General features: G+C 40.7%; 20 protein-coding genes and 1 pseudogene. 8 read left to right on the forward strand and 13 right to left on the reverse strand.

Going from position 1 to position 23,151, the window contains the following annotated elements:
* The 3 genes and pseudogenes from Q0C29_RS01885 to Q0C29_RS01895 all read right to left on the reverse strand — a co-directional run.
* Nucleotides 1-575: pseudogene (locus tag Q0C29_RS01885) on the reverse strand (AAA family ATPase); the annotation flags it as partial.
* Between the two features lie 243 nt (nucleotides 576-818).
* Entirely contained in the window at nucleotides 819-1,862 is a 1,044-nt protein-coding gene (locus Q0C29_RS01890) for an NAD(P)-dependent oxidoreductase (RefSeq protein WP_291998967.1), read from the reverse strand.
* A gap of 38 nt (nucleotides 1,863-1,900) precedes the next feature.
* The gene (locus Q0C29_RS01895) at nucleotides 1,901-2,284 is read right to left on the reverse strand and encodes a hypothetical protein (RefSeq protein ID WP_291998968.1); all 384 of its coding nucleotides are present in this window, start codon (nucleotides 2,282-2,284) and stop codon (nucleotides 1,901-1,903) included.
* 269 nt (nucleotides 2,285-2,553) lie between these two features.
* On the opposite strand from Q0C29_RS01895, the gene Q0C29_RS01900 reads away from it, so the two are divergent.
* On the forward strand, nucleotides 2,554-4,251 hold the full coding sequence (locus Q0C29_RS01900; protein WP_291998969.1) for an SLC13 family permease: 1,698 nt from the start codon (nucleotides 2,554-2,556) through the stop codon (nucleotides 4,249-4,251).
* Nucleotides 4,252-4,394: 143 nt separating this feature from the next.
* Here Q0C29_RS01900 and Q0C29_RS01905 read toward each other — a convergent pair whose 3' ends face one another.
* The gene (locus Q0C29_RS01905; protein ID WP_291998970.1) at nucleotides 4,395-5,084 is read right to left on the reverse strand and encodes an MBL fold metallo-hydrolase; all 690 of its coding nucleotides are present in this window, start codon (nucleotides 5,082-5,084) and stop codon (nucleotides 4,395-4,397) included.
* A 289-nt stretch (nucleotides 5,085-5,373) separates the two neighbouring features.
* Here Q0C29_RS01905 and Q0C29_RS01910 point away from each other — a divergent pair, with 289 nt between their 5' ends.
* Nucleotides 5,374-7,287 carry a beta-L-arabinofuranosidase domain-containing protein gene (locus Q0C29_RS01910; protein WP_291998971.1) on the forward strand — a complete coding sequence of 638 codons (1,914 nt, stop codon included), beginning with the start codon at nucleotides 5,374-5,376 and terminating at the stop codon, nucleotides 7,285-7,287.
* A 128-nt stretch (nucleotides 7,288-7,415) separates the two neighbouring features.
* Nucleotides 7,416-7,943 carry a 50S ribosomal protein L16 gene (locus Q0C29_RS01915; protein WP_291998972.1) on the forward strand — a complete coding sequence of 176 codons (528 nt, stop codon included), beginning with the start codon at nucleotides 7,416-7,418 and terminating at the stop codon, nucleotides 7,941-7,943.
* 134 nt (nucleotides 7,944-8,077) lie between these two features.
* Here Q0C29_RS01915 and Q0C29_RS01920 read toward each other — a convergent pair whose 3' ends face one another.
* The 5 genes from Q0C29_RS01920 to Q0C29_RS01940 all read right to left on the reverse strand — a co-directional run bounded on the left by Q0C29_RS01920 (nucleotide 8,078) and on the right by Q0C29_RS01940 (nucleotide 15,150).
* A complete protein-coding gene (locus Q0C29_RS01920) occupies nucleotides 8,078-10,090 on the reverse strand; it encodes a carboxypeptidase-like regulatory domain-containing protein (RefSeq protein WP_291998973.1) in 2,013 nt (670 codons plus the stop codon).
* A gap of 72 nt (nucleotides 10,091-10,162) precedes the next feature.
* A complete protein-coding gene (gene mvk / locus Q0C29_RS01925) occupies nucleotides 10,163-11,167 on the reverse strand; it encodes a mevalonate kinase (protein ID WP_291998974.1) in 1,005 nt (334 codons plus the stop codon).
* Complete coding sequence (locus tag Q0C29_RS01930; RefSeq protein ID WP_291998975.1) at nucleotides 11,124-11,606, reverse strand: hypothetical protein; 483 nt, start codon at nucleotides 11,604-11,606, stop codon at nucleotides 11,124-11,126. Before Q0C29_RS01930 ends, mvk begins: the two co-directional genes overlap by 44 nt.
* Nucleotides 11,607-11,665: 59 nt before the next feature.
* Nucleotides 11,666-13,057, reverse strand: a complete 1,392-nt coding sequence (locus tag Q0C29_RS01935; RefSeq protein WP_291998976.1) for an APC family permease — start codon at nucleotides 13,055-13,057, stop codon at nucleotides 11,666-11,668.
* A 167-nt stretch (nucleotides 13,058-13,224) separates the two neighbouring features.
* Nucleotides 13,225-15,150: a S16 family serine protease gene (locus Q0C29_RS01940; protein WP_291998977.1), complete on the reverse strand. Its 1,926-nt coding sequence runs from the start codon at nucleotides 15,148-15,150 to the stop codon at nucleotides 13,225-13,227.
* A gap of 336 nt (nucleotides 15,151-15,486) precedes the next feature.
* On the opposite strand from Q0C29_RS01940, the gene Q0C29_RS01945 reads away from it, so the two are divergent.
* A complete protein-coding gene (locus tag Q0C29_RS01945; RefSeq protein WP_291998978.1) occupies nucleotides 15,487-15,858 on the forward strand; it encodes a hypothetical protein in 372 nt (123 codons plus the stop codon).
* On the forward strand, nucleotides 15,846-16,799 hold the full coding sequence (locus Q0C29_RS01950; RefSeq protein ID WP_291998979.1) for a ParA family protein: 954 nt from the start codon (nucleotides 15,846-15,848) through the stop codon (nucleotides 16,797-16,799). The genes Q0C29_RS01945 and Q0C29_RS01950 overlap by 13 nt, the downstream gene beginning before the upstream one ends.
* 37 nt (nucleotides 16,800-16,836) lie before the next feature.
* Here Q0C29_RS01950 and Q0C29_RS01955 read toward each other — a convergent pair whose 3' ends face one another.
* The gene (locus Q0C29_RS01955; protein ID WP_291998980.1) at nucleotides 16,837-17,844 is read right to left on the reverse strand and encodes an AIR synthase family protein; all 1,008 of its coding nucleotides are present in this window, start codon (nucleotides 17,842-17,844) and stop codon (nucleotides 16,837-16,839) included.
* Nucleotides 17,845-18,048: 204 nt separating this feature from the next.
* Between Q0C29_RS01955 and Q0C29_RS01960 the strand changes: the two genes are divergently transcribed.
* Nucleotides 18,049-18,411 carry a DUF1641 domain-containing protein gene (locus tag Q0C29_RS01960; protein WP_291998981.1) on the forward strand — a complete coding sequence of 121 codons (363 nt, stop codon included), beginning with the start codon at nucleotides 18,049-18,051 and terminating at the stop codon, nucleotides 18,409-18,411.
* Between the two features lie 69 nt (nucleotides 18,412-18,480).
* Here Q0C29_RS01960 and Q0C29_RS01965 read toward each other — a convergent pair whose 3' ends face one another.
* A complete protein-coding gene (locus Q0C29_RS01965; RefSeq protein WP_291998982.1) occupies nucleotides 18,481-19,362 on the reverse strand; it encodes a UbiA family prenyltransferase in 882 nt (293 codons plus the stop codon).
* Between the two features lie 350 nt (nucleotides 19,363-19,712).
* Between Q0C29_RS01965 and Q0C29_RS01970 the strand changes: the two genes are divergently transcribed.
* Complete coding sequence (locus tag Q0C29_RS01970) at nucleotides 19,713-20,051, forward strand: hypothetical protein (RefSeq protein ID WP_291998983.1); 339 nt, start codon at nucleotides 19,713-19,715, stop codon at nucleotides 20,049-20,051.
* On the opposite strand, the gene Q0C29_RS01975 is transcribed toward Q0C29_RS01970, so the two are convergent.
* Nucleotides 20,010-20,921, reverse strand: a complete 912-nt coding sequence (locus Q0C29_RS01975) for a hypothetical protein (RefSeq protein WP_291998984.1) — start codon at nucleotides 20,919-20,921, stop codon at nucleotides 20,010-20,012. The genes Q0C29_RS01970 and Q0C29_RS01975 overlap by 42 nt on opposite strands.
* A gap of 70 nt (nucleotides 20,922-20,991) precedes the next feature.
* Here Q0C29_RS01975 and Q0C29_RS01980 point away from each other — a divergent pair, with 70 nt between their 5' ends.
* Nucleotides 20,992-21,741: an RsmD family RNA methyltransferase gene (locus tag Q0C29_RS01980; protein ID WP_291998985.1), complete on the forward strand. Its 750-nt coding sequence runs from the start codon at nucleotides 20,992-20,994 to the stop codon at nucleotides 21,739-21,741.
* 17 nt (nucleotides 21,742-21,758) lie between these two features.
* On the opposite strand, the gene Q0C29_RS01985 is transcribed toward Q0C29_RS01980, so the two are convergent.
* Nucleotides 21,759-22,964, reverse strand: coding sequence for a tRNA pseudouridine(54/55) synthase Pus10 (locus Q0C29_RS01985; RefSeq protein ID WP_291998986.1), 1,206 nt, complete (start codon nucleotides 22,962-22,964; stop codon nucleotides 21,759-21,761).
* Between the last annotated feature and the right edge of the window lie 187 nt (nucleotides 22,965-23,151).

Raw genomic sequence — 23,151 nt, forward strand, 5'->3', positions numbered from 1 at the left:
ATCTTCTGCTTAGCCTCCTCCAAATCACCAATATCCTCCCAAGTAACACGAGGTAGGTTAGTTTCCTGAACTGGCTTATCCTGCATTGTAACCTCAGTCTCAGTACCAACGTAGGCTGCTGGAGCTGGGATTACTTGAGTTATCATGAATTTTAATGCGCCTGTATAGTATGGTAATTCGAAGACTGCGCCGCGCCAGACTGGTTTACCTACTAAGTATGATTTCTTTAAGTAGTCTGGGTCTATTTTAATTTCCTCACCAACGGGTGCTACTGTAACCCTCTGGGCCGGCCTTAAGTTAGCCTTCCTAACCCTGACTAAATCATCCAATGAAACATCAATATTCTGCCTAATGAAACCATCCATCCTTATTATATCCTTATCCTCATCATCACTATAAGCCGGCCAAACCTGAGCATAAGCCACACGCTTATTACCACTTATCTCAACGTAATCACCAGGCTCAATACCTATCCTCCTCATTAGTCTCATAGGCACCCTAACAATACCCCTACCAACATCACGGCTCCTAGCCTCTGCTACACGAAGTGTCAATGAATCTTCACTGTTAACCATACGTACCTATTTCCTGATAGGGTGTATAAAAACCTTAGTTAACTATGCCCCTACAGAATCATCTAAGGAGACGCATTGTAATACTATATAGCGAAATTACCTACTAACGACGATTGAGGTGATTTTCCTCGTGAATCAACAATACGATAACCTCTCCACTTAAGGCAGAAAGCCATTAGGAGCCTGTAGGTAACTACCACTGGCAATACGTTGGACATCCACGTGCCAATAACTTAGGGAAACCTAGTATTCCCCAGTCCTAACCTCATAGTGAGTGGGTAGGTTGTATATTGGCTTACCTTCAGTGACCCAGTACGCAATCCACTTAATCATGTGCCTTAAAGTAACCCTTGGGTAGCCAAATAATTCAAAGGCCCTTGAGGCATTACTAAGTAGGGCAGTATCGGATTCATTACCGGTAAGTATGGGTTCTTTACCAAGTAATTTACCGAATTCCTCAGCAATCCACCTAACTGGAACTGTTTCTGGTCCAGTGATGTTGAGTACTAATGGTGGGTTTTGAGCATACTTAAGGGATCTAAGCACCATATTGTTTACGTCACCTTGCCAAATAACATTAACATAGCCCATTGATAAATCAATAGGTTCACCTTTAGCAACCTTCAATGCTATATCAAGTAAAACACCATACCTAAGTTCATTCGCGTAGTTTAGCCTGATTATAACAGCCTTATTGCCATTAATTTTAAAGAAATAGTTGAAGATTCTCTCCCTTGCTAATGCTGCCCACGCATATTCACCAATCGGCCCAGTCTTAGTTGACTCACTAGCACCACCGGAATGCACTGGTACTAGGGGGTAAACGTTACCTGTTGAGAATACTATGAACCTAGACTTAGGGAACCTCTTAGCCACTAGTGCAGGTACGTAGGTGTTAGTTATCCAGGTTAATTCAGGTTCGCTACTTGTCCCAAACTTCCTACCGACCATGAATATTACATTCTCAGCGTCAGGTAACTTAGCAACATCATCTTCATTGGTTAAGTCAGCGCTTATAACATCAATACCCATTTCCTTAAGCCTACTGGGTAATTCACCCCTACTGAACCTGGAAACTGCAATTACCCTCCTCTTAAGGCCACTAGCCCTAATAGTTTTAGCCGCCATTATGCTTAATGATGGGCCTATCTTACCACCAGCGCCAAGTATCATTATGTCACCGTCAACTTCACTTAGGTCACTTATGGTTTCAGGGTATGGTGTCGACAGTAAATCCTCAAGTTCATCAATAGTACTCACCCTATCAGGTAACTTCAAGTACTGCACGCCGTTAATGCGTTAATAGGCTTAATTAACTTAACCGGTTAATCAGCAGTGACTACATCAAACTGATAACCACCAATAATCATTAAGCCCCTTCTAATTAAATTAACCCTAATAGGGTTGAGGTGAACATTTATTTCAGGGTCAACATAATATATTAATGTACCTTTAATGCATTGCCCATTGTCTAGACTTAAAACTGGGGTTGATTCATTACCTTCACCAACCATTATCCCATTATCAAATACAAGCCTGACACCCTTAACATACTTCTCAAGGCCAGTTTTAGTGAACGCACCCAGGTAAATCACCCTCACTTTAATCACTGAGCCACCTTGGTTGCAGAACCTAACTGCATCAATATACTTAGCTTCACCGCCCAAGTCCCTCGTTACATACACTATGAACCTCCTTAATACGCTCATACTGGGCCTAGTGACTGTAACTTAATTTAATTTTTAGTGAATTCATACTGTCGCCAGTTCATCATGCATCAGTAGTAAGTCTCAAATCACTGCATTAGTTCCCTAACCTAGTAACTTAAACATTACTCTCATTTAATCATTAAACCGAATCGCCAATACCCATAGTAAGGTGATAATTAAGTCGCCTAGCTTTTATCCCATTGAATTACCTGCATTATGCAATTAAGTTTAAGGGTAATGCTTTTAACTAAATTCACGCACTAATGATTATGCACATAACCTTTGGTTTAACATTTACGCAGTACTACGTTATCTCAATTCTCATATTATCCACAATACTTCTGCTACTTAGAGTCATTAGGCATGATATAGTGGGTTTATTAACCATTGTGCTCCTTACAATCGGTGGTGTAGTACCAGTTGATGATGCATTATCGTTCTTTGGTTCCACCGCTATTATAGTATTGGCCAGTATAATGGTAATTAGTAAGGTTCTTGAAGAGTCTGGGTTCATAGATAGGTTGGCTGATGATTCAACACGATACCTTAAGAACAGTATCATCCTTATTCTAGTAATACTTACCATAGTTTCATTCGCATCAGGTTTTATCAGTGATGTTGCGTTAACGGCAATATTCATACCTTACATGTATGTGGTTTCCAGGAACCTGAAGAAGAGGATCTCGAAGTTCATGATTCCATTATCTTACGCTGCTATAGTTGGTGGTAGGTACACTATCTTTGGAACCTCCACAAACCTCTTCATTGATCAATTATGGTTTGAGAAATTTAATGAGTACTTATCTGTTTTTCAATTCATTAAAGTAGGGATTGCGATAATTGCAGTATCAATACCCACGCTCCTATTCATATACTTAATAATGCCCAGTAGGGAAAACATTGTAACTAGCATAGAGGACCTTAAGGTCGGTGGATACATAATAGAGGCTGAGGTTGACAACCAATGTGAATGGGTCGGTAAGACCCGCTCATATATTGAGAAAAATTATAACGTTAAGATTAGGGCAATCCTACCTAGAAGAATGGCCAGGAGACGTGTAATAACTGGTGGCATGACCCTAGTGCTTGAGGTGCCTGTTGAGAAGATACCATCATTGACCTCAATAGGTGGATTAAAGATAACGCCAATCGAGGAGTCAAAGCAAGCTGGAGAGTTAACAGAGGTTTTAGTCCCAAATGGTTCAAGGTTAATCGGTTCCAATATATCAAGTGAATACGTCATGAGTAGATACGGTGTAAGCGTAATAGGTATTTCATCAAGTGGGAGGAGGATATACGGTAGGATAAGCCACATGACTATTAAACCTGGTGATGCATTACTATTAATGGGTAATGAGGATTCAGTTTCAAGATTCATGAGCGACTATGGTTTATTACCACTTGGCGCAAAGGGTGCTAGAATATTTAATGTGAGGAAGGGTATGGCAGCCCTAGTGGCTTTGATTGCTGCGACAGTTCTCTCCTTAATAGGATTCAACACTGCTTTGTCATTCATGTTAGCAACAGTGGCGTTAATAATCAGTGGCGCGGCTAATTATAGGAGGATATACCAGTACATAGAATGGCCTATACTAGTTTTCATGGTTGGATACTTATCGTTAGGTTACGCTATTGAATCATCAGGCTTATCCTCACTAATATTTAATCTGATAAGAGGTAACCTAGTTGCATTATTCCTATTAACATCACTCTTGGCTAACTTCATTAATAATATGGCTGCCGCAGCAATAATGGGGCCTGTTGCATTAAGCTTTAGGAATCCACTTGAAGCCTTAACAATAGTTGCAATGGCATCATCATCAACGTTCCTAACACCCTACAGTCACCCAGCCAACCTACTCGTGTACAATATTGGGAGTTACAAGGTTAAGGACTATTTAATAGCGGGCTCAATAATGCTTGTAGTAGTGATGATAGTATCACTTATAATTATTAAAGCTGCATAATAAGATCTACTTCCTCCAATTATGGTACAGTGGTAGTTTAGCGTAGGTAATAACAAATAAGCAAGTGCGCTAAAGATTAAGTCCCAGCTGTGCTGACGGCTCCCCACCCTAAAGGAGTGGGGCTTCTTAGAATTGGGCATGTGCTATAATGCAGGTAACTTAGTACTAATCCCTGTTTTAACATTGCAATACTTATTTGAATAATTGCTCTTCACATAGTTTCTTGCCTCATCACCAGAACAGTGGGCTGGACATATGTATCTTGAGTATTCTGCAACAACATCAAGTTGACGCCTTGATGGTTCATGGAATCCACCAATTACTAAGTATATGTTACCGAACATTTCATGTACTTTCCTAACAATATTATCAATACCAGGGTGGGAACAGCCTACAATCACCACTGAACCATAGTTACTTAATTTAACTACTAGAGAATGCTCATTAATACCCATGCCCCTCATAGTACCTGTAGTCACTGCGTCCTTCAGTATCTCCCTAGGCGAATTAACAGTAACTGGGGTAAGACCCCACTTAGTCAGCACCTTATCAGTCTCAGGTACATAAACAATGAGACCACTCCTAACCTTACCAATGTACTCAAAACCACCATAGTGATCCCGGTGGTAGTGGCTTAGGAATGCTGCATCTACTTTGCTGAGATTAATACCTAAGACATTAATGTTATTTTCCATAATTCTTGACTCAGTATCGGCATCATACAGTAAGGTCCATTGATCAGTCTCAACTAAAACACTCCATCCCCAATCATTCAGTAGTGGTGGATTAGGCTTATTATCGTTGATTACTGTAAGATTCACCCACTCAACCATATGCTTATACTAAACTTCAGCATTAAAAATTAACGCAATCCAACACATGCCAATGAATAACGTAATGACCGTACTCTTACTTATTAAGGTCCTTAATACATCATCATGATTCTAAGTTAACTCAATGGTAGCCACGGTACTTATTACATTTAACTCAATAATGAGATTAATTACTTCCACTATGATGCGATCTAACTAATTTTTAGTTAATATGCTTAATGATTACTGTAAGATTCTTAGTATTAATACCTCTGGTAATGCTTTAATAAATCCAGTTGCCTACACTACAATGGGAATCTTCATTGTTGATACATCAAGTAGTCCACACGCTAGGTTAAGACCTGTTTCAATGAGTAATGTTAAGCTTACTGATAGTTTTTGGTCGCCTAGGTTGGATATCCTAATTAACGTAACATTACCCACAATGTATTCTCTACTTGAGGAAACTGGAAGAATAGATAACTTCAGAAGAGTTTCGGGAAAGGTTAAGAACCCATTTAGGGGATTACTCTACAATGATTCTGACGTTTACAAGTGGATTGAGGCTACTGCATGGGCCTTAGTTAGTAGGCATAGTGAACAGTTAACTAAGGTACTTAATGATGTGGTTAATATTATTGCTGAAGCCCAATTGCCTGATGGGTACATTAACACCTACTTCTACGATAGGTTAGGGGAAAGGTATAGGTACCTTAGGCAATCACATGAATTATACTGTGCAGGCCACCTCATGCAGGCCGCCATCGCATGCAAGAGGAGTAATGCATGTCCAAGACTCTATAGTACAGCATTAAGGCTTGCCGATCACATAGCTGATGTATTTAATGATAATGGAATAGTGGCTGTTGATGGACATCCTGAGATTGAAATAGCACTAGTCGAATTGTATAGGGAGAGTAGGGATATAAGATACCTTAATGAGGCAATTTTTCAATTAGAGAATAGGGGTAAGGGTGTTTTAAGAAGATTCAGAATGCCAGGTGCATGGGATGCAAGTGATGAGTACTTCATAGATCATAAGCCAATTAAGGAATTGGAAAAGGTACCTATAGCTCATGCGGTAAGGTTCCTCTACCTTACATCAGGTGCCACTGACGTGTACATGGAAACTGGAGATAGGGCTCTGTGGAGTGCACTTGAGAGACTATGGATTGACCTAACCAGTACCAGAATGTACGTCACCGGTGGTGTTGGATCAAGATATGAGGGCGAGTCTATAGGTGAACCATATGAATTACCTAATGATAGGGCCTATTCGGAAACCTGCGCAGCAGTCGCTAATGTAATGTGGAATTACAGGATGCTGCTGGCTACTGGGGATGCTAAGTATGCGGATGTAATGGAGCTAACCCTCTATAATGCTGCATTGGCTGGAATATCCCTAGATGGTAAATCATACTTCTACGTTAACCCACTTGCAAGTAGGGGTGAACATAGGAGACAGCCTTGGTTTGAAACAGCATGTTGCCCACCAAATATTGCTAGGTTAATCGCATCATTACCTGGTTACCTATACTCAATGTCTAGTGACGGCCTATGGATCCACTTGTACGTGGCATCAAGGGTTAATGTTAACCTTAATGGTAATGCCATAGAGCTTATAGTTGACACTGATTATCCATGGAATGGGGAAATTAAGGTGATAGTTAACCCAAGTAAGGAGGATGAGTTTACACTATACATGAGAATACCTGGCTGGTGCCATGAAGGTAAATTACTTATTAATGGTGAGGAGCAAGGTCTTGAACTGAGACCATCAACTTACGTGGGGGTTAGGAGGGTTTGGAGGACTGGGGATGAATTGACTTTAAGATTACCCATGCGTATTGAATTTGCCGTTTCTCATCCGCATGTGTTAGCTAATACGTCTAGGGTTGCTATTAAGAGGGGTCCACTGGTTTATTGCCTTGAACAGACCGATAATCCAAATGTTGATGTATGGGATATTGCCCTTAAGAGTACATGCCACCTTGAAGCTAGGTACGTTAGGGACTTACTTAATGGTGTAGTTGTGATTGAGGGTGATGCCTATGAGGTGAGTAGTAGGCAGGCAGGGACATATATGTCACTTAACGATTTTAAACTCAGCTTAAGACCCATTAAGTTTAGGGCCATACCATACTATGCATGGGCTAATAGGGAGCCGGGACCCATGACTGTTTGGATACCATTAATTGATTATTATAATGCAGTAAAGGGATAAGCCTTGACCCTGGTGGTGTGAGTCCATAGGGCTTCCTTATGGCAATTGGGGGCCTTGTTTTTAGAGTGAGGAAGGTCAGTGGAATTATTGAGTATAGTTTTAAAGGGGTACTGGGGCAGTGGTTACTTATGCCATTAAGGCCCGCTAAATGCTATAAGAGGATTAAGAGACCGTACACTAGGTTGGAGTATATTCACGGTGCTCCCTACGTTCAGATACCTAGGTTTGAAATGGGGGCTACTAAGGCTAAGGATAGGGAGAGGTTCAGTTCAGTTGCCATACTTAGGGTTCTTGAAAGTGGGCAAATTAGGGTTAATGCCCTTGAGGCTGCTAGGCAAATGGCCTATAAGTACTTGTCCAAGGTTCTAACTGATCAGAACTTCTACCTAAAGATAGTTAAGTATCCTCATCACGTTATTAGGGAGAATAAAATGTTGGCCATGGCTGGGGCTGACCGTTTACAGGAGGGTATGAGGCTTGCCTTCGGTGTGCCTACTGGTAGGGCGATTCAGATTGAGCCAGGGGAAGTATTAATGATTGTTGAGGTGGAGGATAGGAATATTGCACATGCTAAGGAGGCTTTAAACAGAGCTAGGGCTAAGTTACCGTTACCGTGTAGAATTGAGCTGACTAGGAAGTCAGTAATCAAAGGCTAATTCACCAGTCATAATCGAGCTGCTTCATCATCAACCTTAGACTGCGCATAAGGCTTAAAAAAGATATCCCCACCCATTGGGTGAGGATTTAGATAATTGTGTGTTTAATTTTAAGTTGGATTTATTTTACTCACTTACGTTGTCTCAACATGATAAGGCTTCCTTCTCTCTACAAGACTCTTTATGGCGTAGGCAACCCCTGCAACGGCAGGTATTCCAACAGCCCCAATTATCGCGTCACCTGTAGTTACTGGGAAGCCGTTTATTATGGTCAGTATGTTAGTCTTAATTAATGCGACCTCATCTGAGTTTACAGTTAGGAACCTACTGTACTTAGCGTGCCCATAAGATGCCGTTAACTGGTAGACTCCAGCTAAGACGCCATTTAACTGTGAGGCACCGTTTGGTCCAGTTAACTGAGAGTAAACTGGACCAGTGCCAATCCTATACATTGTTACGTTAGCCTTACTTATCGCCTGGTTGAAGAAGCCCACCACAATGGCGGTTACATTATAGACTCCTAAGGTTACGTCTATCGGCTTCTTAATGAGCGTTGTAACTCCAATGTTGTATGTGTCGACTCCCTCATAGTATATTGATAGTGAAACAGGGTACGGGTTACTTACACTTACTAACGCTATACCGCTTGAGTTCGTGTTGAAGGTGCCATACACTTGTCCATTCTGTGATGCAGTTATTGTAGTGCTCACTGGTGAACCATAAGTATTGTGAACCCTAACCACTAATGGATCCCAATGCACGTTAACAGTGTATAGACCTGGCTGAGACACACCTAGTGTGCTTACTGCAATGTAGGCTTCATGACCATCCGGTGATATTGAGATTAGCCTGAACTCACTACCCCACGGTAACTCTGATGAAGTATACCCACTGTAGGTGGTACCACTTGGGGTAACTATACTGGTTATGGTTGCTGTCTCAGGTAACTGAACAACCAATGATGTCCACATGCCTTGGGCCACATCACTTTGGTAAACCTGAACCTGTAAGTTACCATTACTCCACTGCCCAACCGGCTTATAGATTATTGGCATGTACTCAACAACCAGAGGCACATTCAGTGGGTTAACTACCTTGAATTGAGTATCGTAAATCACGTAAATCCCAATGATTGGCATGAACCTTATGAAGGGCGGCAGTATGTAACTAACACCATGCACTACAATTAGTTGACTCAGTGTATAGACTGGTGAAATTCTATTAGCCTCAACAATGAAGGTACCGCCATTTTCACCAACTACTAGCGGCTGGACAGTGTAAACAGTAACAACGTAACCCATTATTGACCAGCCTGAGGGTATGCCGAAGTTGTTGGTGGTTATTATAACTTGGCTATGTGCATCAACAGTAGTATTGTAGAATTGAGTACCCTTGACTAGCATTGCAAATGGCATTTCATACTGTGAACCCTGAAGTAACTCAACACTATAGTTGCCGGATGGTAGATACGACATATCTAGCTTAACGTGCTTGTAATCCAATTGAATGGCAGTCACATTACCACTCCACTTCTCAACCAATTGGCTGAAGGCGCTACCGTTAGGTAACACTACATCCTGCACACTGAAGGGCGCATTATTGGGAATCGTTAACTCCACGTACTGGTCAGTAACGTACTGGTAAGTGTAGTCTGGTGCAGTTATGTTTATTGAAGCTTGGTTAGTTAGAGGTACGTAAATTGTCTTAACGAACACTGATGAAACCACTACGGTGCCATTAACGGTGTTCTGGCCTGAATTAACCAACACTATTGAACCAGACGGTGAGTAAGCTGACGTTACAAAACCATACTCATTAACGCTCTTCAGAATGTTACCAGAGATGCCGATTGACGGTAGAGGCGTGGGGAAGTAAACCTCAAGGTACTCTAAACTGTAGCCAGGACCTGGAGGCAGAGGGGCAGTTATAGTGTATGTGCCACCTGCGGGTATTGATAAGCTAACAGTCTGGTTAATTACATCAATATACTGAACCTCTGCATAGTAAGGTAAGTTAATTGATATAGCTTGGTTTTGAGTTGGGGTTACTTGCTGGGTTATGGTAGCAACATAAATAGCCGTACTGTACAGTATTAAACCCGCTATTACTATTGCTATTGCTCCAAGTAACTTCCCTCTAAATGACATATGAGTTATCAAATATCCATATTTATAAGATAATCAGATAAAATAACCATTTACTATAAAAATGCGTTTAAATTAACCATAATCCTCAATGCGTACACCCTCATAGTTAGCATCAATTAATATTACTTCACCGCCTGCTAACTTTACTGCAATCGCAACCTTATCCTCAACTCCTGGCGCTAATGCTATCACTGCACCACCCCCACCTCCACCGCTTAACTTAGCCCCGAGGGCACCTGCCCTCCTAGCCATGTACACTATGTTGGATAACCTATGGTTAGATACCCCTAATGCCTCAAGTAGGCCTTGATTAATATTCATTAATTCACCTAAGGCTACGTAATCGCTCTTGTTTAAGGCCGCCAATGCTTCATCAACAATGGCCCCTATTGAATCCATTACCTTCTCAATAACTGCAGGATACTTGCCGTAAAGTGCTTTAACTCTCTTAACTAGTTCACTTGTGGTTGATTCCCTCTCAACATAACCAACCACTAGTGGTATTTTAAGTGAAGTGCTTAGCCTTTTTAATTCAATTCCAGGTTTAATGTACATTACGCCACCAATACTTGATGTTGCAGTATCCATAGGGCTTGCTGCGCCTTGAACCGTTAACTCCACTGAATGACTAATCTTGGCAATATCCTCCTTACTTAATTTAACGTTAATTAACCTTGCATAGGCCGCCACTGCGGCTACTGATACCGCTGCTGATGTTGCTAAACCAGCCCCAATGGGTAACTGACTCTCAATAATTACCCTGATACCTCTTAAATCGCCGCCATACTTCTCTGAGACAAGCCTCAACGCTGTTAAAGCGTATGAGGCAAGCCTACTTAATTGACCATCATCAATTACATTACCCTCAATTAAACCCCCAGTAACTCTTATTGCAATACCTTTAACTGAAAGATCCTTTGCCAGAATCACAAGCGAATCATCATTTGTCTCCTCAACAGTAACCTTAATACCTTTGTTTATAGCCATAGCTATGGCTGGTTTACCGTAAACAACAGCGTGCTCCCCAAACAATTTAACAACTCCCGGCGCTGTGGCAGTTACCCTTAATACACTCATTGACGTCACCTGGCTCCCTCTTCGCAATATTAAGTAGTACTGAACCAAGTAAATTAAGGTTGCTTAAGACATTATCCAATACTTCCCTAATACCCTCATCAGTATTACTACTTAGTAATGGTTTAAGCAATTCCTTAACATCACTAGGCATGAATGGGTATATTGCCGCGAAATCCCTTGATTTAATAGTAATCATTGTTTCCAAGAAGCCTTCAAGGAGTCTTCTGATCCTCCCCTCACTAACGACATAGAGGTTATAAAGGCTCTTAGCCTCATTCTGAGGCAACATTACGCATGATTTAGTTAACTCATAGTACTCTACTAATGACTCTATATCCCTTACAGTACCCTTACCTACAGCCTTAATAAAGGTTCCACTGGAAGTCCTTTCCCTAAGTCTCTTAACTGACTCCTCAATGCTTCCCGAATTAACAGCCACAGTTCAGTAAGGTAAGTTCAGTTTATTAATGCTTTAGGCGTGAATCTTAGGAAACTAGCTTACTTACCCCTAGCTATTGATGATGCTTCAGCGTAGATGAAGCCTATTATTAACCATCCTAGGAATAATTCTACGAACATTGGCTTAGTTGAGACTAATGCTGATGTTATTGAGTATCCTGCAAGAATTAAAGCCGCCGTTGCTAAGATTACTTGACCCATGTACTTCTCAACCTTCCTAATGCTAAGTCTCATTAGTGATACATCAGATACAACATGAACTAATAAGCCAGCCATGGTTGATAAGCCTCCTAGAACTAGAAAAGCCATTAATGGTGATAATAGGCTTGATGAAATTAAACTAACAGCAATTATCCCAATGGATGATACTAAAGCAGCCAGCATTGGATTATTGGTGTTCACATTAATGTAGCTTAGAGGTTTAGGTACCCATCCATCAATAGACATTGCGAAGAGTACCCTTGATGATGCCAGATTATAGGCCAACACACCTAATACACCATCATTAACAAGCGCCACTAAGACTGGTATATCTATAAGTACACCAAAGTACTCGTGAAGGAGGTAGAGTATAGGTGAGTTGAAGGCGCTCATACTAATCATTGACTTAATAAGGGATTCAAAACGCCCATAGGATTCAAACAATGCTAATCCAGCTGAGTTGAAGGCGAAAAGATCAAACACAGCAAGTAATCCGCCCGTTAGTATTACCGCAATAATAGCCTTAGGCACAGTCTTGCTTGCCATCTTAGTTTCACCTGAAAGGGGAGTTATGGTACCATACCCAGTGGGTATTGCGGCAGCAAAGAGTGCGGCATACCCGAATTGCGCTAATGAGATACCTTGACCAGTGGTTAGGCTTAGGCTTATCTTGAAACCTGAAAGGTAAAGCAACACTATACCTATTACTACTAGTATTCCTAACTCAAGTGAACCGGCGAATACTGCATATTTGGCTGATGGTTTTATACCTAATATAGCTAATACTGCTTGAACAATAAGTACCGCTATTAGGGTGTATGTAAAGTTAATGTGAAATAGAAACCACATTATACCCGCTGAGCCTATTGCATACGCGCTTCCGTAGAGTATTGAGTAAAACAGGTATATGAACCCTGTCTCAATACCTACCCTATGGCTTATGAAGTGGTTAGCGTATGCATAATAGCCACCTGTCCTCGTTAATCGTCGTGATAACTGGTATACTACAAGCCCATTAACCAATACGATTAGTGTACCTACTAATGCGGCTAATGGGGCTAGTAAACCTGCGTAAAGTATTATAGCTGTACCGTAGGTTGTTATACTTAGGAATGGGGACTGACCACCCAATGATGCGAAGAACAGCTCTCTAAAGCTTAATACCCTCCTTAACCCATTACTACTACTGTATTGCTTATGCTCACTGCTTGAACTTCCCGTAGTAACCATCTTGGTTAATCCACGTAATGCGTGCTTTTATAAACCTTACCCATTAATTACTCCTGTAATTGTTGAATTATTTAAGTATCATGATTATTATATACTATATCTTTATATAATATATTATAGTTTAATTAATATATGAGCAGATGATTTTAGCTATAATTAAGTAATATTTATTTTCTACTTACTTTAACAACCTTAAGCATCAGAACCACTACGCTCATAGCCACTAACACCACTCCAATGGCTAGATATGTTAAGTTAACTCCAGCCAAGTTAACTATTGAAAGTGATGCACCTGGTAATTGACCTTGAACCACATGCTGTGCGCTTGATACCGGCACGTATTGAAGCATTGTATAGTTAACAGTGTAATAGGCTATTGGGCATGCACCTAACTCATAGTAAAGTTGCCTTAAGAATAATGAATACGCTATAGATTCCTCGTACAATGATAAAGCCTCCTCAAAGTAGCTTTGGCTTGATACTGATGAGGGGTTACCAGCAAGGCTACTATTGTACTGTCCAAACCAGTAGTCACCAAACTGCACATAGGCGCTGGATAAAACTGGTAAACCATTGCACTGGGACACTAAGGCTTCATTATAGGTTGCAACGTTCCTAACAATGTTAAGTAAGTATAATGACGCATTGCTTCCTCCAATCAAGAACATTGTGTGAATTATGGCACTTGCTGAGGCTATTGTATCAAGGCTTACTGCTAACGCCTCCAGGTAAAGACCATTTTGATAGTAGGCCTGCGCCTCGTTAGTTTGATTAATGAGCTGGTTAATCGTATTAATGACCCCTATGCTTGTGGTTAACCCCTCAGCACTAGCTAATGAATATAAGTATGTTACAGTCGTGTATGCGTATGATGCATATAGTCCACTTAATTTACTTAAGTATGAGACCGGTATTGGGTTGCCACCACTAATAGCGTTAAGCACATTAAACCAATACTTCAACGTAATCACCCTAACGTATAATTGAGCCAAATCACTGGGTAAACTGGCCGTATTGCCGGCTTGAATATCATTAACGGTGGTGTTTAACATTACCTGGGCAGTATATATCCTATCATAGATCCCTACCATTATGTCTAAGTTAGCGGTTGTGGGTTTAACACCATTAATCTCATTAATCATTTGATTCAATTGAGCAGACACATTAGCAACAAGAGCCTTAGCATAACTTAGTGTAGTATTCCTAAACATGTTAGTGTAGTAGCTTATTAGGGCATTGTAGAGTAAACTTGCTGCAGTATAGTAGTCACCATTATTGGCACTGCTTATGGCTGCCTCATAATCAGCCTGACTACCTAAGGCTGATTCATTACCATAATTAACGTAAAGCGTCCTGTAGAGGTAATTACTTATAACTGAAATATTATTACTCACTTGAGGGGTTACTTGTAGAGATAGGTTAAAGCTACGGCCCGTGAAGTACTGTATAGCCTGGTATACGGTAGCTACTGGAACCACATTAACGCCAAGCTGCTTGCCTAAGTTTACTAGGTTAATCACTTGGCCACTTGATGATACGTAGTTCTGTTGACCATAAGGTATTAACACCGTTGAGTAACCTAATTGGGCGGCAGCCCTAATCTTATCCGGTATCCCACCCACTGGGCCTATTGTCCCATCAGGCATAATCATTCCGGTCATTACTACGCTAGGGTTTAGGCTACTGTTGGTTATGAGCGAGTACATGCCCACGGTCATGTAGCCACTGGCTGATGGGCCACCTATCTCTATAGTGCTGGAGTTAACATTGATAAGGAAGTTATAGCTTGTTAATGATTGACCGGCAATAGTTGTAGCTACAAATGCCGCTATTTGACTTGAAGAAATAAATGTACCACCCTCCCCTATAGGTAGTGGCATTGCCGATACATACACATTACCACCCAAGTAACTTGGAAGACCCTTAACAGCAGTTATAGTTATGTTTATTACAGCACCCTGGCTTGGACCTGAAACCGCTAACGCATGAATAGTTACACTATTGGTAAATATTGACCCAGTGCTCCATGAATACGCTAACGCTGATGCAGCTATGGCTAGTGCTATTATTGGAAGTAGCCTATTAATCTTCATCAATCCATCAATGCGAATAGCCTATATAAATATTTTTCAGATCCAACTGATATTTAAACGATCCACATTTATCTCTAATGCCTCAGTATTAACCAGGAAAAGCATTAACTTCATTAACACAGTTAAGGAGCTTATGACATTTCCTAACCTCAACACCCTTTACATTTCTTACATTGATCTTCAGTAAGTGGCTCTTGGTAATTTGCAGTTCTCTTCATAACCTTGTTTAATCATATCATAAAGCAATAGTAAATATTAGTAGCATCATAATCTTTAGGTTTGCATTATTAGATTTTATACGTAGCGTTTATAAGTAAATTATAATGAAATTAAAAGGTGACTACACGCTCTTTAATCGACTACATTAAGCATTGCCATGATGAAGAGTGTGTCAAGGACCAACTAGCCATTCTTACTAAGGGTAGGAGGGAAGTACCCATTGAGATTGATGGGTTAAGGTTTCTGATTGATGTAGTTACTAGTGATGAAGCTTTCGAAGTTAAGTACGATGCGCAACCATATGATGGAATAGGCCAAGCATTAATATACGGTATTACAGGATATAGGGCATGGCTAATACATGTCCTAGATAATTATTCAAGGTTATTTAAAAATTACATTAAATTATTCAGAAGGCTTAATCTACCATTCTGTGTAGAGGTAATAGATAAGAGACTTGGCCTTAGTGAGGAAACATGCCCACAGTAATACCTGTAATATCAGCTTCTGGAGGTGTAGGTAAGACAACCCTAGCATTATTAATTGCACACTACTTAGTTGAACATGGGGAAGACCCAGGGAAAATACTTGCAGTTGACACTGACCCAACTGCTGGCTTATCGCTTAAGATATATGAGGATGATTATGATAAAATTAACCAGCTTAGGAGGACACTATACCATATGTTTAAAGATTACGATAAGGGTAAGAACATTAATATTGAAGATTACGTAAACTTACCTGGCGTAAGCATTAACGCAAGCACGTTACAGAATATAAGAATATTACCACCTGGTGAAGACGAAGAGGGTGATCTCAGTAACCTAGTAACGTTGTGGCTGGGTGAATATGGTAGGGGTGATGCATTATTCACAATCCTCGATAAATCAGGTGCCTTAAATCACTTTAATTACATAATTATAGATACCGCGCCATTTTTTGATAAGAGGTACACCTCAATAGCGTTGGCTAAGACTGACCTAGTTAAGGTTGATAAGGCAGTTGTGCCACTGAGGCCTACTTTAACCGATATTAAAAGGACTAATAGGATGATTCAAGCGATTTTAAGGAAGATTAACAATGAGATTAAACCCATATTCGTCTTTAACTTTGATAAGGACATGCTAAGGCATGAAGCCGCATCACTTAGGGAAGCTGGCGTAGAAGTCTTAGCTAAAGGAGGTGGTAGTTCTAAGAACCCAAGAGGTGTCACTTCCCTTGAAGAGGTGATAAGGGCTATTAATAGCCTTAAGTCGGTGGGTAAAGTAGTAAATGTAGCCTTAACTTACATGGCCTCGTTAACTCGTTTCCCAGAGCATGAGCTTAAAAACGAAGAAGCGTATACACCTAGGTGCGTAGTAACGTCCGTAATAAGTGAATTTAACCATAGTATTCAGCCTGACTGCTCAATACTGGTTGAAACAGAGTAATCCATGGCCCTTAAGCAAGATATTGTTTTTAACCATTTTAGGAGTCCCCCTTAATGTTACTACCCAGCCACATCTCCATTACACCATCTGGTATAGTTAAATCACCCTTGAAGTACCGCTCACCGCTACGACTCTTAACTACTACGCCTGGTTCACCATCAATTACCCTGCCGATGATTGATGCGTTTATTCTCATTTCCCTTAATTTCTCAATGAGTTTGCCTGCTTCATTTTCCTTAACACCTATTAATAATGATCCTGAGGAGAGCACTGTTAATGGGTTAAGATTAAAGGCATCAAGTACCTTTTTTGTTATTGGTAATACTGGAATATTGTCCTCATCAACGATTATTAGCTTCCCTGAAGAATACGCCATTTCAAGCAAACCTTGTAAGACTCCACCCTCGGTTGGATCATGCATTGACGTAGCGTACTCAGCTGCAGTGAGGGCATCATTAACCACAGACACCATTTTATAGAGGCCTTCAGCCTCCTTAAACTCCTCCTCACTTAAAACACTCATTAACTTATCCTTGAAGTCGCTGGCTAAGACCGCCGTGGCTTCTAAGGCAGCGTACTTAGTCATAACTACAACGTCACCTGCTCTTAAGCCCCCTGTCCTTATGAACCTATCACCAACACCAATGACTGTTGTTACTGCAATAGGCCTAGTCACAGTATCGGACTTTTCAGTGTGTCCACCTACTAGGGATGCATTAAGTTCAATTAATGCATCATTAACCTGTCTCATTATTCTAACGACATCATTCTCACTTGAATCAACAGGTAGTATTAATGCTAGTAAAAACCATCTAGGCCTAACACCCCTAGTTGCAATATCATTAGCAGCCACATGAACCGCTAACCAACCCAGTAAGTTACTTGAACCAGTAACTGGGTCAGTATGAACAGCCATATAGGAGCCATTAATTCTAATAACAGCTGCGTCTTCGCCAATGCCTGGACCTAAAACAACACTATTATCATGCGCACCCAGCATCGTTAAAATCTCCCTCTCAATGAAAGTGTTACTGAACTTAACCATGTGAAACTTAGGTTATTTTAAGCCTATTAAGTGTTTAATTTCATCAAAAACATCAATACTTCAAAGGGGACTAAGTATATTTATTTTACCCTAATGAGGCCAAGAAACCTAACTGAAGGAGGGGATAATTAAACCTCTTTGGGCATGTATTAAAAGAATCAGGATACAGATACCTTTATATTGGTTATATTTAATCCTCTAGTTATGAGTCAAGCCGACTTCAATGATTTAATTAACGCTGTGGCAGTTGCCTTATCTCAGATGAGTAAAGATGAGTTAAGCTCAACAGTACAAGAGGCTGTTCAATGTGTACTTTGTTCTCTTTATGGGGTATCATCAAATGTTAAACATGAGGTTAAACCCATTAATGGACTTGAGGACATATTAAGGGCATTGAATGATCCATATGTTAGGAAAGGCATAGGATTACTCATTGAATTACTTAGAAGTATGGGTAAGTGCCTTGATACTGCAGAGAAGGTTAAGAAAATGAACGAGAATGGTACATGCAACATTAATTTACCCTGCCACATAATAGCCCATGGTAATGGTGCAAACACTACCTAGTGATCGCGAAAATGAGTTAATTTAAGTGCAATTTAGCATTATCAATAATGTGGTGGCAAGGTACCTTACTTAAGCGCTGATGAATAGTAATAGTGAACTAAGCATTAAACCAGTTAAGGTTAATCCCATTGCCAGTAGGCTTAATTCCCTAAAACCCCTTAGGTTACCGTTAAGAACCCTAATGGAGAGATTTACCATTAGTGCATCAGTCAATACAACGAATGACGTAAATATTAAGCTGAATTTACCTAACACCACCATTGATACCGCAATAAGTGGTACTGATGATGCAACCGCAATCAACATAATTACTGAACCCACCCTATTAGCTACCTCAGGCCCATACTTAGTGGCTATTGTTGATATACCGGCCTTTAAGTCACCATCATGGTCTAGGGAACCCTTAACTATCTCTCTACCTAAGGTTGCAATGAATGATGTAAGAAAGAGCAACAGCATAAATTCCAGTACCTGATACTTAATCATAATTACTGACGCTAAGCCATATAAGTACGTTAATGAAGTCACTAAAGCGACTAAGATATTATTAATCACTGCAACACGCTTAAGCCTTGAATTATACAAATAACCAAGTATCAACGCTGAAAGCAATACAGCTAGAGAGAACAGGTTAGTTAACCCCATTAACACTGGTATTACTTGAATAAGTGATAATGCAAGTGAAATTAAGGCTACCCATGAAGCTTCCTTGAGGGAGATAACGCCTGTAATTAAGGGTGCATTAGGTCTATTTAACCTATCCTCATTAATGTTATGAATATCATTAGTTACGAATAAGAATACCTCTGCGAAAAATGAGGATAATAGTAGGGTTAAGGCTACGTAGCCATTACGGCCACCAGACACGTAGTATGAAGATACAACGGTTATGGCTGTTAATAATCCATGCTCCATCCTACCTAACCTAATAATGCCAGTAACCTTACTCATTGCTTAAGGCGCCTAAGTTCATTATTTAAGCATTGGTGAGCATTAAACCATAATCATAGTTTCCTCTTCATAAAAGCTAAAAGAAGCCTCACCATGAATGGTAGGGATGAGTTTATCAGCCCATATTGTATTTTAGGAGCCGATGCGTAATGAGCTTAATAGACAATTAGCCATACACCACGAGTTAATGAACTGCTACGAATAATTATGCTACCTCCATGAAGGGGTACGTAAACCATAAAAGATACCCTAGGGTATAACCCTTACTCTTCAGGACGAGGGAGCCACTGGCCTGAGGAAAGTGTCAAGTTGTAAAAGCTATAAGTCCCGCAGGCACCCACACCCTAGTAATGCAGCCTACTGACCCAATAGTGGTGGAGTATATTAATGAGTTAATGAGGAGGGGGCTTAGGCAATATGTTGACTTAATAATACCTAGTGATGATGTGTTTAAGATTGGTAGGGAGTATGCTGAATCTAGAAGGAGCTACGCTGAACTGCTTGATTCGCTCACACAGTACGTTAAGCCTAGGATTAATAGTGATGTTGCTGAACACGTGGTTAAGAACTACATCGGTAACGTTAACGTTGACTACGTTGACATAGTAGCTAGGAGCGTGGCTAAATGGTACATTAGCATACTTAGGTTATTCAACGTAGTCTCCTTCTCTGGATACCAGCCTCCTTAACCTACTCATCCTTAGGCCTGACTCATTAATCAGCTTCTCAAGGTAGTCAAAGCCCATTAAGATCACTGAGTCCTTTACCCTAACCCCATTACCGCCCGTTATTATTAACACAGTGTTGAATTTCCTATAGTATGGGTCCCACATAGTGGGCTTACCCTGAATCCTAATTAAGTACCTGCCGAAACCGTAAACCTCAAGGTCACTTACTCTCTTGCCTGGAACAACCAAGTAGCCCATTCTCCTTAATCCACTCCAAAGCATGTAAGTAACCTCCATGCTTCTAACTGGCCTCACAGACCTACTGCCAATTAGGCTTACTGACCCTAGTATTTTCTTTAAAGATTCCCCAGCAATCATGATCCTGTAGTACTTTGGTTCATTTAAGTAGTCAACCTTAAGTTTAACAGCATCCTTAAGGTTATTATCAAGGGACACAACCATTGGGTTAATGCCCATACTCCTAAGCCTACTAATCCTGTATAGGTCCTTTCTACTCGCCTTATACCCAATTATAATCACTGGCGCGTGGAAAGTACCCATACTTATTGTTAAGTCTACCGGCTGGCCGTAGAGCATTGGTGAAACATACCCAGATAAGCCCATTTCCTCAAGGGATTCCCTGAGTAGAAATGGCAAAACCTTCTCTATACTACCCCTCCCAGGCATGTGTTGATTTATATTACTCATAAGTCTACTCATTATTCTTTCCCTATAGGATAATACTAGGCGCTCTGCTAACTCATCAGAGTACCCACTCTTCACGTAGTAGCCTAACTCACTTACAACATCATCAACTACATCCTCAGGAATATCATCAACCATAACCATTTCCTCCACTAATTTCCTAACCTTCAACTTAAGCTCCCTCATTACTGGTGCTTAAGCTACCAATGCAACGTGAGCTTTAAAACCGTTTTTCTAAAATACCTAGGATCAAATATTGAGGATCATTAACTTTAAACCGAAATCAAGCAGCACGTACACTTACTGGGACATTAAAGAGGAATCAGTAATAGTGAAGTATATGCATGAGCAGTGTAAACCCCTCTTTATTAAGAATGGTGAATCACTTACTAGACTTTACATAGAGTCAGGTGGCCATAGTTACAAACTATGCTCCTCGAATAGGGGGTGGGCACCAACATTAGTGATTGATGGGATCGTAATGCACACCGTTATGAATGACCCATTAAAGTACAGTTACGTTAAGATAAGTGGGGTAAGGATACGTGGGGTTGTCCTAGACTGCTGCACTGGATTAGGGTACACTACCTTAGTAGCACTTAGGAAGGGCGCTAGGAGGGTTGTAACAGTGGAGGCTGATGATAATGTTATTGAATTAGCGAGCTACAATCCCTGGAGCATCCACTTGGCTGATCCAAGGGTTGACTTAATGCTTGGGGATATTTATGAAGTCTCCGGGTGGATTAGGGATTCCGCATTTGATGTTATAATCCATGACCCACCTAGACCCACTAAAAGATTCACTGCACTGTACTCTGAGGAGCTTTATAGGATTTACAGTAGGTTACTGAGGAAGGGTGGTTTACTGTACCACTATGTGCCAATGACTGGGGTTAAGTATAGGGGGCGTAATGTTAGGCGTGGGGTTATTGAAAGGTTAAGGAGCGTAGGCTTCATTATAATTGGTGAGAATGAGTATGGCTTATTAGCCAGGAAGGGTAGTTAACAATATTGAAAAGCATCCTAATACCAAATGCCAAGTATATCAACCTCAATGGGAATAACCTTAACACCCAATGTACCTGATATCGATGGTTCTGTCCCCTCACTCGTAATAAACCTTCTTATACTGAAGCCACCTTGCGTATCTATTATTAATTCAAGGACGCTGCCGGATACAGGGATCACCTTTAAACCGTAAATTAACTTAACCCTTTTACCTCTACCCATGCTTTGCCTAATCTGCCTATTACTGAAGTAATCCTCAAGGCTCTTTAACTGTTCATCATTGACATTACCGTATAATTTGACTAGGACCCTGTAAACCCTTCTTAATTCACCCGCCTTGGACTTAATTTCCCTAACCTGAACCTTACCTGCCGCCTTAAGGTTAAGTAGCTGAACTCCATTTTTGATAATAGTACCTTCACGTATATTTCTGCTTAGTGGCCTAATAGCCTCAATAACCATTGGCCTTCCTAACCCAAGCACCCTCACCTCAGGTCCCTCAACACCAGCGAAGTGAAGCACCACATCCAGTGGCTTTAACTCAATTACAGTTTCCTTAGCAACACTTGCCACTGAAGCATCCCCAACCTGTGGTATTCCTCTAATTAATTTCCTATACCTAGCCTCAATGTAGACTGGCATTACTTCAACACTTACTGAACCATCACCGGTATTTACCCTCACCACTACGTCAGGATTCAACCTACTATACCTTTTACCTAGGCTATCCGCCAATGCTTTACCAATCATCCTGTTTATCTCCCTCTTAATCGATTCACTGCTTGTTATGCCTAATTCCGTTGATACCTTAACCTCATTATCAATTATCATTCTACTAACCACCGAACCCACTTGAAAACTACCGAACTCAATACCCTGTTCATTAATTATCTCCTTAACCCTATTAACAATACTATTAATATTGATTTTATCAAATAGATTACCGCAGATGAAGCATGACTGTGGTTCAACAGCCTTACCTATTCTCCTCATGAATAATAAGCTCCCCCTATGTCCACTTCTAGCTAGTGCAGTGAGGACACCCTCATCATACGTACCGGCTGAGGAGTTTAAAGCCTCCATGAAAAGCACGTTCTTTATAGACCTACCACGCTCCTCATTACTAATCATGAAGCCCCTTGAAGCAAATAACCTACCTAAGCAGTGGTCACATAATGGGTACTTTAACAGCGCTTTCTTAGCCTCCTCAATTATACTCATATGTGTTAATCGTGAATTAGGCTAAGTTAATAACTATTCCCGAAACTTAGGTTCAAGCCTATTTCCGTTTGTCCCTACACTTTTATTTCAATCATGGTTGAGTGTGGGGGGCTTGGTCCTCGGCCACATGTTCATCACGTATGGGTCATGGGGTCCAGTTGAGGCCAATGGCATGGGCCTCCCATCT

It is taken from the genome of Caldivirga sp. (assembly GCF_023256255.1).
Lineage (GTDB): Archaea > Thermoproteota > Thermoprotei > Thermoproteales > Thermocladiaceae > Caldivirga.